Origin of the sequence: Cellulosimicrobium sp. 72-3, assembly GCF_013127315.1 — a bacterium.
GTDB classification, from domain to species: domain Bacteria; phylum Actinomycetota; class Actinomycetes; order Actinomycetales; family Cellulomonadaceae; genus Cellulosimicrobium; species Cellulosimicrobium funkei.
The window spans coordinates 1377191-1390241 of the sequence record NZ_CP053419.1; the positions used below are offsets into that span (position 1 = coordinate 1377191).

A 13051-nucleotide genomic window follows, 5' to 3' on the forward strand; every position below is an offset into this window, starting at 1 on the left:
GTCCCCTCGAACGGCCGGGGCGCCGTCGGTCCACCGGACCCGGGCGAGCCCTACGCCTCGAGCAGCAGCGCCTCGCCCTGGCCTCCGCCGCCGCACAGCCCGACGGCGACGCGCCCGCCCCCGCGGCGCGCGAGCTCGTGCGCCGCGTGCACGGCGAGGCGGGCGCCGGACGCGCCGATCGGGTGCCCGAGCGAGATGCCGCCGCCGTGCACGTTGACGACGTCGGGCGAGACGCCGAGCACGCGCGTGGACACCGCGACGACGGTCGCGAAGGCCTCGTTGATCTCGACGAGGTCGAGGTCGTCGACCGTCCACCCGGCCCGGTCGAGGGCCTGCCGGATCGCGCGGGCGGGCTGGGAGTGCAGCGACGTGTCGGGACCGGCGACCTGGCCCCACGTCCGCACGGTCGCGAGCACCGGCGTGCCCGCGGACTCGGCCCGGGCGCGGGTCGTGAGCACGAGCGCGGCGGCGCCGTCGGAGATCTGCGACGCGTTGCCCGCGGTGATGGTGCCCTCGGGGTCGAACGCGGGCCGCAGGCGCGCGAGGCCTTCGACGGTCGTGTCGGGGCGCACCCCCTCGTCGTCGCGCACGTCGACCGGCTCGCCCCGGCGCTGCGGGACGCTCACGGGGGCGAGCTCGGCGTCGAACAGGCCGTCCTTCGCCGCGGCCGCGGCGCGCTGGTGCGAGGCCGCCGCGACGGCGTCCTGCTCCTCGCGGGAGACGAACACGTCGCCCACGTTGGTGCGCTCGGTCGAGACGCCCATGGAGGCGTGGTCGAACGCGTCGGTGAGCCCGTCGCGCGCGACGGCGTCGACGAGCGTCGCGTCCCCGAACGCGAACCCGGCGCGCGACCCGGGGAGCAGGTGCGGCGCGTTGGTCATGGACTCCTGGCCGCCGACGAGCACGACCTCCGCCTCGCCGGAGCGGATCATCCGCGTGCCGTCGATGACGGCGGTGAGCCCCGAGAGGCACACCTTGTTCACCGTCACGGCGGGCACGTCCCAGCCCACGCCCGCGGCGGCGGCCGTCTGGCGCGCGGGGTTCTGGCCCGCCCCGGCCTGGAGCACCTGGCCGAGCACGACGGCGTCGACGGCGTCCGCGCCGAGGCCCGAGCGCTCGATGGCGGCGCGCGCGGCGACGGCGCCGAGCTCGACCGCCGTCAGCGCGGCGAGCGAGCCCTTGAGACGGCCCTGGGGCGTGCGGGCGGCGGCGACGACCACGACGTCGTCGGGGGAGTGCGGGGTGGTGGTGCTCACGGCTGGACCTCCAGGGGTGCGGACGGCGGTGTCTGCGCGGGCGCCGGGGGTGTGGCGTCCGCTCGTGCGGCGGCGGCGTCGACGTCGGCAACGGCAGTGTCGACCAGCCCGAGCAGGAGCCCGAGGAACACGTCCGGCTCCTCGAGGTGGGGGCTGTGCCCGACGCCGGGCCGCACCTCCTCACGGTACCGCCCGCCCGCGGCCGCGTAGGCGTCGAGGACGGCCCGGGTCTGGGCGACCATCGGCTGCGGCGGGTGCGTCTCGGCCCCGGGCCAGCCGGGGACGGCGCCGAGCGCGCCGAGCTGCGCGAGGTCGAACAGCGACGTGTCCGAGACGATCGCGTCGGCGTCGCCGCGCACCCACAGGACGGGCGCGGTGGCGCCGGACGTCGCGAAGCCGGACAGGTCGCAGTACTTCGCGCTGATCGCGTTGTTCATGCCGCGCGTCCCGGGCGCCACGCCGGGCCACGTGCGCGACGCCGTCCGGTCGCCCGGGTAGCTGTCGTCGCCCGTGCGCGTGGAGAGCACGGAGTCGAGCAGGAGCTCCTCGAGCGCGCCGAGCGGCTCGCCGAGCGCCGCCGGGTCGGCGACGTAGAACCGGCGCAGCACGTCGCGGGGCGACCCGGCGTCCTCGCTGCGGTCGCCGGCGGCGAGCGCCGCGACGAACGCGGGGTTCGCCGTCCCGCCGCCCGATCCCGCGAAGTCGGGGGAGAGCGGCGTCCCGTCGACGTCGCGCGTGCCGCCGAACCCGTACGGCGACATGGGCGCCTCGAGCAGGATGCCGTCGAACAGGTCGGGCCGGTCGGTTGCGAGCTGCAGCACGACGCCCGCCCCCGCGGAGTGCGCGACGGCGACGAGCGGGCGCGTGAGGTCGAGCGCGTCGAGGACGCCCGCGACGTCGTCGGCGAAGTCCCGCACGCCCCGGGTCGCGTCGACGGGCCGGGGCTCGGCGTCGCCGTACCCCCGCAGGTCGACGGCGACGCCGCGCACGTCGGCGGGGAGCGCGCGCAGCAGCGGGTCGAAGAACGCCGACGACGAGCAGTTGCCGTGCACGAGCAGGACCGTGGCCCGCGCGTCGCCGTCGGCCACGACCTCGCGCACGTGCTCGCGCCCGCGCGGGGTCGGGACGTCGCGACGCAGCACGTCGCGCGTCACGACGGCGTCCCCGCGGCCTGCGTGGACGGTCCCGGGCCGGCGTCGGCGACGTCGAGCGGGGCGTCGTCGAGCGCGACGGCGAGGTCGGGCTCGGTCGCGGCCCGCACGTCGTCGACGCTCACGCCGGGCGCGGTCTCGCGCAGCACGAGCCCGTCGGGCGTCACGTCGATCACCGCGAGGTCGGTGATGACCCGGTGCACGACCCCGCGTCCCGTGAGGGGCAGCGAGCACGAGCGCAGGATCTTGGGCGACCCGTCGCGCGCCACGTGCTCCATGAGCACGATCACGCGGCCCGCCCCGTGCACGAGGTCCATCGCGCCGCCGGGGCCCTTGACCATCTTGCCGGGGATCATCCAGTTGGCGAGGTCGCCCGTCTCGGAGACCTGCATGCCGCCGAGGATCGCGGCGTCGATCTTGCCGCCGCGGATCATGCCGAAGCTCAGCGCGGAGTCGAAGAACGCGGCGCCCGGCAGGACGGTGACGGTCTCCTTGCCGGCGTTGATGAGGTCGGGGTCGACGGCGTCCTCGGTCGGGTACGGCCCGACGCCGAGGATCCCGTTCTCCGACTGGAGCACGAGGTGCTTGTCCGCGGGCACGTAGTTGGGCACGAGCGTCGGCAGGCCGATGCCGAGGTTGACGTACCAGCCGTCCTGGAGCTCGCGCGCGGCGCGCGCGGCCATCTCGTCGCGGGTGAGCGGCACGGCTCAGCCCTCCTTCACGGTGGTCGCGGTGCCCGACGGCGCGGGCGCGGGCTGGTCGGTCGGGGCGGCCGAGCGCACGGTGCGGCGCTCGATGCGCTTGGGCACGTCCGGGCCCACCTCGACGACGCGGTGCACGAACACGCCGGGCAGGTGCACGGCGTCGGGGTCGATCTCGCCGGGCTCGACGAGCTCCTCGACCTGCGCGACGCACACGCGGCCCGCCATCGCGGCCAGCGGGGAGAAGTTGCGGGCCGACCGGTGGAACACGAGGTTGCCGTGCCGGTCGCCGCGCAGCGCGTGCACGAGCGCGAAGTCCGTGGTGATCGCGTCCTCGAGCACGAACTCTGCCTCGTCGGCGAACGCACCGTCGCGACCGCGCGGCCCGACGCCGAACGGGCGCACCTCCTTGGGCGCGCTGGCCTGCGCGACGCCGCCCGCGCCGTCGTACCGCTGGGGGAGGCCGCCCTCGGCGACCTGCGTGCCGACGCCCGTGCGCGTCCAGAACCCGGCGATGCCCGCGCCGCCGGCGCGCAGCTTCTCGGCGAGCGTGCCCTGCGGGGTGAGCTCGAGCTCGAGCTCGCCCGAGAGGAACTGGCGCTCGAACTCCTTGTTCTCCCCGACGTACGAGCTCGTCATCTTCCGGATGCGGCCGGCGCCGAGCAGGACCCCGAGGCCCCAGTCGTCGACGCCGCAGTTGTTGCTCACGACCCACAGGTCGCGCGTGCCCTGGGCGAGCAGCGCCTCGATGAGCGCGATGGGGTTGCCGCACAGGCCGAACCCGCCGACGGCGAGCGACGCGCCGTCGGGCACGTCCGCGACGGCCTCGGCCGCGGACGCGACCACCTTGTCCAGCCCGGTCCCTCGTGGGGACGCGATCGTGGGGCTCATGCCGTGACCTCCTCGTCACTCGCCGGTCCGGGTCCGTCGCTCGTGACGGCGGCCAGGGCCCGCAGGGTCTCGCCCGCGACGGCCTCGACGCCGGGCGGGCTCATGATGATCGTGTAGTGATTGATACCCGCTACGTCGCGGGTGCGCAGCCCCGGCAGCCGCGCGCGCCACGCGGAGAGGTGCTCAGGGGAGTAGAGGGCCTCGGGCTCGTCGAGCAGGCCGCGGGGCGCGCGCAGCAGCACGAGGGGCACGTCGAGCGGGTGGTCGCCCGCGAGCGCGTCCGCGAGCGGCCCGCCCTCGTAGAGCTCGAGCGAGTCGGCGGAGACCGCCGCGCCCGACGACGCCGGACGCAGCGCGGGCGCCTCGCCGACGAGGTCGTAGTCGACGTACCCCGCGACGACGTCGGCCCACGGCTCGTCCCACGCGCTCGCGAAGGCGGGGTGCGCGCGCCAGAAGCCGCGGTACTCCTCGTGGTCGGCGAACGTGCGCTCGAGGCGCTCGACGGCCGGGCCGAGCAGGGCGCGCAGGACCTCGTCGTGCGTCGCGTCGGGCGCGAGCCCGGTCGGCGGCGGGAGCGGGATGCCGCCGTCGACGAGCACGAGCCGGGAGACGCGGCCGGGGTGGCGGTGCGCGAGCACGACGGACACGAACGCGCCCATGGAGTGCCCGAGCGCGACGACGCGGTCGATCCCCAGCGCGTCGAGGACCGTCGCAAGGTCGTCCGCGTGCGCCCCCATGCCGTACGGGCCCGGCAGGCCGTTGCTGCGTCCGCGCCCCCGCAGGTCGGGCGCGACGACGCGCACGCCCGGCAGCGCCGCGACGACGGCCGGCCACGCGCGGTGCGACGCCGTGATGCCGTGCACGGCGAGGACGGTCGGGACGGCGTCGTGCGCGGGGGGCGCGCCGCCGTCGGGCCGGGCGCCCGGCTCGGGTGCGGGCGGGCCGACCGGGTCCCACACGCCGACGCGCAGGCGCCCGCCCGCGACGGGGACGTCGAGCGTCGCGTAGGTGTGGGTCGCGGCGGTGACGTCGTCCGGCGCGGTCGTCGCCGCGGTCACCGGGCGCTCCAGCCGCCGTCGATCGTCCACGACGCGCCCGAGACCATCGACGCGTCCGGGCCGGTCAGCCAGCCGACGAGCGACGCGACCTCCTCCGGCTCCACGAGCCGCTTCACCGCGGACTCCGCGAGGAGCACGGTCGCGAGCACCTCGGACTCGGGGACACCGTGCACGCGCGCCTGGTCCGCGATCTGCTTCTCGACGAGCGGCGTGCGGACGTACCCGGGGTTGACGCACACGCTCGTCACGCCGTGCGGACCGCCCTCGAGCGCGGTCACCTTGGACAGGCCCTCCAGACCGTGCTTCGCGGACACGTACGCCGACTTGAACGGCGACGCCACGAGGCCGTGCACGGACGACACGTTGACGACGCGCCCGAACCCACGCGCGTACATCCCGGGGAGCGCGGCCCGGACCAGCAGGAACGGCGCCTCGAGCATGATCGCGTGCAGCAGGCGGAAGTCGTCGGGGCGGAAGTCCTCGATGGGGCTCACGCGCTGGACGCCCGCGTTGTTGACGAGGACGTCGACGTCGAGCGTGAGGTCGTCGAGCGCGCGCGTGTCGGCGAGGTCGACGACCCACGCCTCGCCGCCGAGCTCGTCCGCGAGGCGCTTGGCGCCGTCGGGGTTGACGTCGGCGACGGTCACGTGCGCGCCGCGCGCGGCGAGCTCGCGCGCGCACGCGGCGCCGATGCCGCTCGCGCCGCCCGTGACGAGCGCGCGCCGCCCGGCGAGGGTCGGGGCGGTGCCGGGGACGGTGGCGGGGACGGTCATCGCGCGTCTCCTTCGGTGTCGGTCGAGGTGGCGGGCCCGGTCGCGGTCGGTGCGGTCCGCGGCGCGGCGAGCGCGCGCTCGATGAACTGCATGGTCTGCTCGAACACGTGCGGGGGGACCTCGGCGGCCGCGGTGTCGTACGACGGCGGCTCTGCGCCCTCGTCCCAGCGCCCGCCCCACAGGACCCAGCGCATCCCGACGATCTCGCCGATGCCCATGAGCGCCCACGCGGCGACCTCCGGGTCGACGTCGTGGCCGACCTCGCCGTTGGCGCGCGCCTTGTCGAGCCCGGTCATGTAGCCCTCGACGATGCGCGCGTAGTGGCGGCGCAGCGCCCCGGGCGAGACGAACTCGGCCTGCCGCACGATCCGGTAGAGCGCCGGGTGCTCGGCGGTGAAGCGGAAGAACGCCTCGAAGCCCGCGCGCTCGGCGGCCAGGCGCGTCGTCGCCTGCGAGCTCGCCTCGATCATCGCGTGCCGCACGCGGCGGTTGAGGTCGTCGACGAGCTCGTCGAACACGTCGATCTTCGACTCGAAGTACAGGTAGAACGTGCCCTGCCCGACGCCCGCGGACTCGGTGATCTTCACGATCGACGCGTCGTGGTACCCGACCTCGGCGAACACCTGCTCGGCCGCGGCGAGGATCTTCGCCCGGGTGCGGTTGCCGCGGGCGGTGCGGGGCTGGGTGCTCATGAGTCCTCCGGGACGGTCACGCGCTCGGCGAGCGAGCGGCGCGACACCTTGTGCAACGACGTGCGGGGCAGGGACGGGACGAGGTCGAAGTGGCGCGGGACCTTGAAGTGCGCGAGCTCGCGGCGGCAGAACGCCTCCAGCTCCTCGGCGTCGGTGGGGTGGCCTGCGCGCGGGACGACGAACGCGGCCCCGACCTCGCCCCACCGGTCGTCGGGAACGCCCACCACCGCGACGTCCGCCACCGCGGGGTGGCGGCGGAGCACGGCCTCCACCTCGGACGGCGTGACGTTCTCGCCGCCGACGATGAAGACGTCCTTGAGGCGGTCGACCACGCGGTAGCACCCGTCGGCGTCGCGCTCGACGAGGTCGCCGGTGCGCAGCCAGCCGTCGCGCAGGACCGCGGCCGTGGCGGCCTCGTCGCGGAAGTACCCGGCGAACACCCCCGGCCCGCGGACCAGCAGCTCGCCCGCCGCGGGCCCGTCGAGGTGACGGCCGGTCACCGGGTCGGCGACGGCGACCTCGACGTGCGGGTACGGCGTGCCGGCCGAGCCGCTGCGCTCGCGGGCCTGGTCGTCGGGCAGGCACAGCACGTTGGGGCCCGCCTCCGTGAGCCCGTAGCCCTGCGAGAGGGCGACGCCGCGGCGGTGCCACGTGCGCAGCAGCGGCTCCGGCATGGGCGCGCCGCCCACGACGGCGTGCCGCAGCGACGACAGGTCGGCGTCCGCGAAGCCGGGGTGCTCCGCGAGGAGCAGGTAGTTCGTCGGGACGCCCATCATCGTCGTGACGCGCCGCTCGGCGACGAGCTGGAGCACGCGCTCGGGCTCGAACGTGCGCTCCAGGACGACGGTCGCGCCGGTCCACCACGCGAGCAGCGGCTGGATGTTCCACCCGCCCGCGTGGAACTGCGGCAGCACGCTCAGCACGACGTCGTGGCTCGTCAGCTCGACCGTGCGCGAGAGCGACAGGTTCGTCCAGAAGCAGTTCGCGTGCGTGAGCAGCGCGCCCTTGGGCGTGCCCTGCGTGCCGGACGTGAACACGAGGAGGAGCGGGTCGTCGTCGCGCACGGGCCGGCGCTCCGGCGCGGGACCCCGCCGTGACGGCGGCGGGACGTGCGCCTCGACACCGCTGCGCCCGAGCTCCGCCCGCCGGGGCGGGCGGCCGGGCCGCTCCCCGTCGAGCCGGCGCAGCGGGTCGAGCCGGTCGAACGCCGAGTCCGCGAGGCCGGAGAACTCCTGCTCCACGAGCACCAGCGCGGGGTCGGCCTGCTCGACCTGGGCGGCGAGCTCGCCGGGCGACAGCCGCCACGACAGCGGCGCGAGGACGAGCCCGGCCTGCGCGCACGCGAAGAACAGCACGACCTGGTCGGCGCTGTTGCCCGTGACGGTCGCGACGCGGTCCCCGACGCCGTAGCCCGCCTCCCGGAACTCGGCCGCCAGGGCGCTCGCGCGCTCGTGCAGGTCGCGGTAGCGCAGGGTCACGCCGCGGTCGTCGACGGCGACGCGGTCGGGCGTCGCGAGCGCGCGGTCGCGCGTCCAGCGCCCGAGGGTGTGCAGGCCGTCCTGGGCGTCCTGGTGCTGCGTCGTCATGCCACCTCCTCCAGGCGCTCGCGGGCCTCCTCCCGATCCTCCCGCGGGCGGCGGCGCGCGGCGAGGCGCGACGCGGCGCCCGCGATGCCGCCTGGCAGGAACATCACGACGAGGATGAAGAGGGTGCCGAGCAGGAACAGCGGCTCGCTGAGCGGCACGCGCAGCACGGCCGGGAGGTCCGCGACGGCCGCGGAGCCCGCGAGCGTCCCGAGCCGCTGGTCGAGGATCGTGTAGAGCACGCCGCCGACGATCGCTCCCCACCGGGACCCGACGCCGCCGAGCACGACCATGACGAGCAGCGTGAGCGTGAAGTCGGCGGACGTCGCCCGCGGCACGGCCCCGGACTGGAGCAGCAGGTACGCCATGCCGACGACGGTCGCGAGCGTCGCCGCGAGGACGAACACGAGGAGCTTGACGAGGTAGGGGCGCCCGCCGATGACGCGCACGCGCATCTCGTTCTCGCGCGTCGCCGCCGCGACGTGCCCCGCGCGCGACCGCTCGACCCACAGCACCACGAGGTAGACGACGACGAGCACGGCGAGGGCGAGCCAGTAGAGGTTGCGCGTGTTGAGCACCCCCACGAACGCGTCGGGGACGTTCCGGGTCGCGAGCGCGAGGCCCTCCTCGCCGCCGGTCGTGCCGCCGGGGTTGCGGCGCACGAGCACGTTGCCCGCCTGGGCGAACGCGAGGGTGACCATGGCGAACGAGATGCCCGTGACCCGCAGCGAGACGGCCCCGACGACGTGCGCGAGGACGATCCCGCCGACGAGCACGAGCGCCGCGGCGGGCAGGAGCGGGATCTCGGTCGTGTCGAGCACGATCGCGAGCCCGTACAGCCCCGCTGCGAAGTACAGCGCGTGGCCGAAGCTCAGCAGCCCCGCGACCCCGAAAAGCAGGTGGTAGCTCAGCGCGAGGGCGCCGATGAGCCAGCACATCGCCATCATCTGGAGCGCGCCGGGCGTGTACGTCGGGCCGGGCAGGACGCCCGGCACGTGAAGCGCGAGCAGCGGGAGGCACGCGAGCACCGAGACGAGCGCGACGCCCGCGAGCGTGCGGACCAGCGTGCCCGACGGCGCCCGGCGGGCGCGTCGGTCGGCGCGCGGCGCGTCGTCGGCGGGGGCGGCCGGGGCCGGGGGAGCGGTCTGGGTGGTCATGCGGCTGTCCTCCCGAGGAGGCCGGTGGGACGGACGAGGAGCACGAGCGCGAGGAGGAGCACGACGAGGAGGTCGCCGTAGCCGAGGTAGTAGTTCGCGAACTGCTGCAGGACCGCGACGAGCACGGACGCGACTGCCGCGCCGGTCAGGGAGCCGAGCCCCCCGATGACGGTGACGATGAACGCGAAGATGAGCAGCGACCCGCCGAGGTGCGGGGAGACGTACCCGAAGTACTGCGAGGCGAGGACCCCGCCGAGCCCCGCGGCGGCGCCGCCGACCGCGAAGACGAGCGTGAACGCCTTGCGCACGTCGATGCCGAGCGCGGTGACCATGGACCGGTTCTCGACGCCCGCGCGGATGATGAGCCCGTAGCGGGTGCGCTGGAGGAACAGCACGATCGCGCCGAGCACGAGCGCCGCGGCGCCGATCGCGACGAACCGGTCGTTGGGCACCGGCGCGCCGGCCAGGTCGGTCGTGCCCTTGAGCCACGCCGGGCCGGAGATGAACTCGGGGTCCGATCCCCACATGCCCTCGAACAGCGCGACGGACGCGAGCGAGAGCCCGACGGTGACGAGCACCTGCTCGATGTGCCGCTCGTAGAGGGGGCGGATGAGCAGGAGCTCGGTGAGCGCCGCGGCCCCCGCCCCGACGACGGCCCCGGCGAGCAGCGAGAGCGCGAAGACGCCCCACGAGTCCGCGCCGAGGGAGCGTGCGACGAACCAGCCGCCGAACGCGCCGAGCGTGAGGAACGACCCGTGCGCGAAGTTGAGGACGCCCATGAGCCCGTAGATGAGCGACAGGCCCGACGCGACGAGGAAGTACAGCGCCCCGAGGCCGAGCCCCGTGACGAGGAGGAGGACGATCGTGCTCACCGGGCCACCGCCCCTTCGGTTCCGTGGTGGTCGACCTCGGCGTGCACGCCGAGGAGCTGCTGGACGCGGTCGGGGTCGTCGAGGAGCTCGCGCGCGGGACCGGTGTGCACGACGCGGCCCGCGTCGATCACGACGACGCGCTCGGCGAGCCGCTCGATGACCTCGAGGTTCTGCTCGACGAGCAGGATCGGGACCGTGCGGGCCGCCTCCGCGAGCGCGTCCGACACCTCGCCGACGATCCGGGGCGCGAGGCCCTTGGTGGGCTCGTCGACGAGGAGCAGGCGGTTGGCGTTGAGCAGGGCGCGCGCGAGCGACACCATCTGCTGCTGCCCGCCCGAGAGGGTGCCCGCGCGCTGGGCGGCGCGCTGCACCAGGTCCGGGAACAGCTCCGCGACGAGCTCGCGTCGCGGGTGGGCGTCGCGCTCCGCGAGCCGCAGGTTCTCCGCGACCGTGAGCCCGGCGAACACCTCCCGGTCCTCGGGCACGTACCCGACGCCGCGCCGCACGATCCGGTCCGTGCGCTCGCCGTCGACGCGCTCGCCCGCGAGCAGCACCTCGCCCCGGCGCTCGATCAGGCCGAGCACGGCCTTGAGGGTCGACGTCTTGCCGACGCCGTTGCGGCCCAGCACCGCGGTGACGCCCGTGGCCGGGACGGAGAACGTCACGTCCTCGACGACCTGCTGGCCCGCGATGCGCGCGGAGAGCCCGCGCACCTCGAGGACGGGCACGTCGCTCCTGACCGCGGGCTGGGCGGTGCTCCTGCTGCTGCCGCTCATGCTGCCTCTCCTGCCGTGACGCCGAGGTAGGCGCTCTGCACCGTCGGGTCCGCCATGACGGCGTCGGGGGTGTCGCACGCGAGCAGCTCGCCGTGGTGCATGACGGCGACGCGGTCCACGAGCCCCAGCACGACGTCCATGTGGTGCTCGACCATGAGCACCGTGCAGCCGGTCGCGTGCAGGTCGCGGATGACCTCGACGAGGCCGGGCACGTCGGCCGACGACACGCCCGCCATGGGCTCGTCGAGCAGCACGACGCGCGGCTCGGTCGCGAGGAGCACCGCGATCTCGAGCTTGCGCTTGTCGCCGTGCGACAGGTCGCCCGCGGCGACCTCGGCGCGGCGCACGAGCCCGACGGTCTCCAGGTGCCGGTCCGCCTCCCGCGTCGCGGCGTCGCCGCGACGCGGGAAGCGCAGCACCGACAGGGCGCCGCCGAGGCGCCCCTGCGCGGCGAGCCGCACGTTCTCCCGGACGCTCAGGCGCGGGAACAGGCTCGACGTCTGGAACGTGCGGCCCAGGCCCGCGCGGGCGCGCGCGGCCACCGAGGTGGTCGTCACGTCCGCGCCCTCGAGGAGCACCGACCCGCTCGTCGGGCGGTGGATCCCGGAGACCAGGTTGAAGAGCGTCGTCTTGCCCGCGCCGTTCGGCCCGATCACGCCGAGCATCTCGCCCTGCCCGACGGCGAGGCTCACGCCCCGCAGGATCCGCGCGCCGCCGATCTGGAGCCCGAGGTCGCGGACCTCGAGCGCGGGGAGGGTGTGCGGCTCGCCCACGTCAGCCCGCCTCGGCCGGCGCGACGTCGTCGCCCGGCACCTCGGCGACGAGCTCGGGAGCCCAGCCGTCGCCCTCGGCCACGAGCTTCACCTGGTACATCGGCTGGACGAGCGCGTGGTCGGACGCGCGGACCGTCGTCGTGCCCTTGGGGCCGTCGAAGCTCCAGCCCTCGAGCGCGTCGACCATGGCGTCGACGTCGTCGCCGCCCTCGGCGATCGCGTGGACGATCATCTGCGCGGCGACGAAGCCGTCGGGCGTGAAGAGGTCGGCCTGCTTCCCGGCCTCCTCGACGGACGCGAGCATCGCGGCCTCGACCTCGGTGCCCGCGGCGCCGGGGAAGTAGTGGTTGAGGAAGTCGACCTTGCTCGCCGCGGCGCCGTACGCGCCGTAGGTCGCGACGTCGCCGAGCCCGGTGACGACCGTGGTCGCGTCGAGGACGCCCTGCTGGTCGAGGCCCTGCCACATCGCGCCCGACGTCGCCCCGGCCCACGCGACGAACACGAGGTCGGGCGCGGCGTCGACGATCTGGTGCGCGAACGGCGTGAACTCCGTCGCGTCCTCCGGCACGAGCACGCTCGTCACCTCGGCGCCCTGCGCGCCGAGGACGGCCTCGACCGCGGCGAGGTTGCCCTGGCCGAACGCGTTGTCCTGGGCGAACACGACGACCTTCGCACCGTCCGGGTCCACGAACGTGCCGGCGGTCGCCACGTCCTGGAGCGACTGGCGCCCCGAGCGGAACGTGTAGTCGTTGATGCCCGTGAGCGCGTCGACCGCGGCGGGCCCGGAGATGTAGAGCACCTTGTTCTGCTCGGCCTGCTCGGCGAGCTTGAGCGCCACGCCGGACACGACCGTGCCGCCGAGGATCTGGTAGCCCTTGCCGATGAGGTCCTTGGCCTGCCCGACCGCCTTGTCCGGGTCGCCGCCGTCGTCGTGGAACGTCACGTTCACCGGGCGGCCGTCGACCTCGCCCGTGCCGTCGGTCGCGTAGTCGAGACCGGCCTGGAAGCCCTCGTAGTAGGCCTCGCCGTAGGCCGCGAGCGGCCCGGTCTTGGAGTAGATGATGCCGACGTCGACCGGGTCGGCGCTCGTGCTGCTCTCGCCTCCGGTGCTGCCGCCGCCGCTCGCGTCGGTCGGCGCGCAGGCGGCGAGCGCGAGGCTCGCGGCCGCGAGCGCGGCGACGGCGAGCGCCGACCGCTGGGACTTCTTCGTCCGCATGACTTCGCCCTTCGTTGGGTGGTCCTGAGGGGGAGCGCCGCTCGAACATGAGAGGCGATTCAGGTTGCGGGAATCATGGATCCCCGGGCGGCGCGGTGTCAACCCGCGTCGGGCGGGACAGTCGCGCGCGGTGCTGCGAGCCCGTCGGGGGT

13 protein-coding genes are annotated in these 13051 nt (G+C 75.3%); all 13 read right to left on the minus strand.

All coding sequences use genetic code 11. The annotated features are described in order from the left end of the window. Positions 1-50: 50 nt before the first annotated feature. Genes HKK73_RS06160 through HKK73_RS06220 form a run of 13 tightly spaced genes read right to left on the minus strand, consistent with a single transcriptional unit; the run spans position 51 to position 12899 of the window. Positions 51-1256 carry an acetyl-CoA C-acetyltransferase gene (locus tag HKK73_RS06160; RefSeq protein ID WP_171467649.1) on the minus strand — a complete coding sequence of 402 codons (1206 nt, stop codon included), beginning with the start codon at positions 1254-1256 and terminating at the stop codon, positions 51-53. Continuing rightward, complete coding sequence (locus HKK73_RS06165) at positions 1253-2410, minus strand: alpha/beta fold hydrolase (RefSeq protein WP_144722432.1); 1158 nt, start codon at positions 2408-2410, stop codon at positions 1253-1255. The genes HKK73_RS06160 and HKK73_RS06165 overlap by 4 nt, the downstream gene beginning before the upstream one ends. After that, positions 2407-3111 carry a CoA transferase subunit B gene (locus HKK73_RS06170; RefSeq protein WP_051028158.1) on the minus strand — a complete coding sequence of 235 codons (705 nt, stop codon included), beginning with the start codon at positions 3109-3111 and terminating at the stop codon, positions 2407-2409. Before HKK73_RS06170 ends, HKK73_RS06165 begins: the two co-directional genes overlap by 4 nt. 3 nt (positions 3112-3114) lie before the next feature. Continuing rightward, complete coding sequence (locus HKK73_RS06175; RefSeq protein ID WP_171467650.1) at positions 3115-3999, minus strand: CoA transferase subunit A; 885 nt, start codon at positions 3997-3999, stop codon at positions 3115-3117. After that, the gene (locus HKK73_RS06180; RefSeq protein ID WP_171467651.1) at positions 3996-5057 is read right to left on the minus strand and encodes an alpha/beta hydrolase; all 1062 of its coding nucleotides are present in this window, start codon (positions 5055-5057) and stop codon (positions 3996-3998) included. Before HKK73_RS06180 ends, HKK73_RS06175 begins: the two co-directional genes overlap by 4 nt. After that, positions 5054-5830, minus strand: a complete 777-nt coding sequence (locus tag HKK73_RS06185) for a 3-hydroxybutyrate dehydrogenase (protein WP_144722434.1) — start codon at positions 5828-5830, stop codon at positions 5054-5056. The genes HKK73_RS06180 and HKK73_RS06185 overlap by 4 nt, the downstream gene beginning before the upstream one ends. Further along, complete coding sequence (locus tag HKK73_RS06190) at positions 5827-6522, minus strand: TetR/AcrR family transcriptional regulator (protein ID WP_051028213.1); 696 nt, start codon at positions 6520-6522, stop codon at positions 5827-5829. Before HKK73_RS06190 ends, HKK73_RS06185 begins: the two co-directional genes overlap by 4 nt. Then, on the minus strand, positions 6519-8108 hold the full coding sequence (locus HKK73_RS06195; protein WP_171467652.1) for a class I adenylate-forming enzyme family protein: 1590 nt from the start codon (positions 8106-8108) through the stop codon (positions 6519-6521). Before HKK73_RS06195 ends, HKK73_RS06190 begins: the two co-directional genes overlap by 4 nt. Then, on the minus strand, positions 8105-9262 hold the full coding sequence (locus HKK73_RS06200; protein WP_144722436.1) for a branched-chain amino acid ABC transporter permease: 1158 nt from the start codon (positions 9260-9262) through the stop codon (positions 8105-8107). The genes HKK73_RS06195 and HKK73_RS06200 overlap by 4 nt, the downstream gene beginning before the upstream one ends. After that, positions 9259-10134: a branched-chain amino acid ABC transporter permease gene (locus HKK73_RS06205; RefSeq protein ID WP_144722437.1), complete on the minus strand. Its 876-nt coding sequence runs from the start codon at positions 10132-10134 to the stop codon at positions 9259-9261. Before HKK73_RS06205 ends, HKK73_RS06200 begins: the two co-directional genes overlap by 4 nt. Next, positions 10131-10910 carry an ABC transporter ATP-binding protein gene (locus HKK73_RS06210; RefSeq protein WP_076405208.1) on the minus strand — a complete coding sequence of 260 codons (780 nt, stop codon included), beginning with the start codon at positions 10908-10910 and terminating at the stop codon, positions 10131-10133. Before HKK73_RS06210 ends, HKK73_RS06205 begins: the two co-directional genes overlap by 4 nt. Next, positions 10907-11683, minus strand: coding sequence for an ABC transporter ATP-binding protein (locus HKK73_RS06215; RefSeq protein ID WP_074809191.1), 777 nt, complete (start codon positions 11681-11683; stop codon positions 10907-10909). Before HKK73_RS06215 ends, HKK73_RS06210 begins: the two co-directional genes overlap by 4 nt. 1 nt (position 11684) lies before the next feature. Beyond that, positions 11685-12899 (minus strand): substrate-binding domain-containing protein, encoded by a 1215-nt coding sequence (locus tag HKK73_RS06220; protein WP_144722439.1) that lies wholly within the window; start codon positions 12897-12899, stop codon positions 11685-11687. Between the last annotated feature and the right edge of the window lie 152 nt (positions 12900-13051).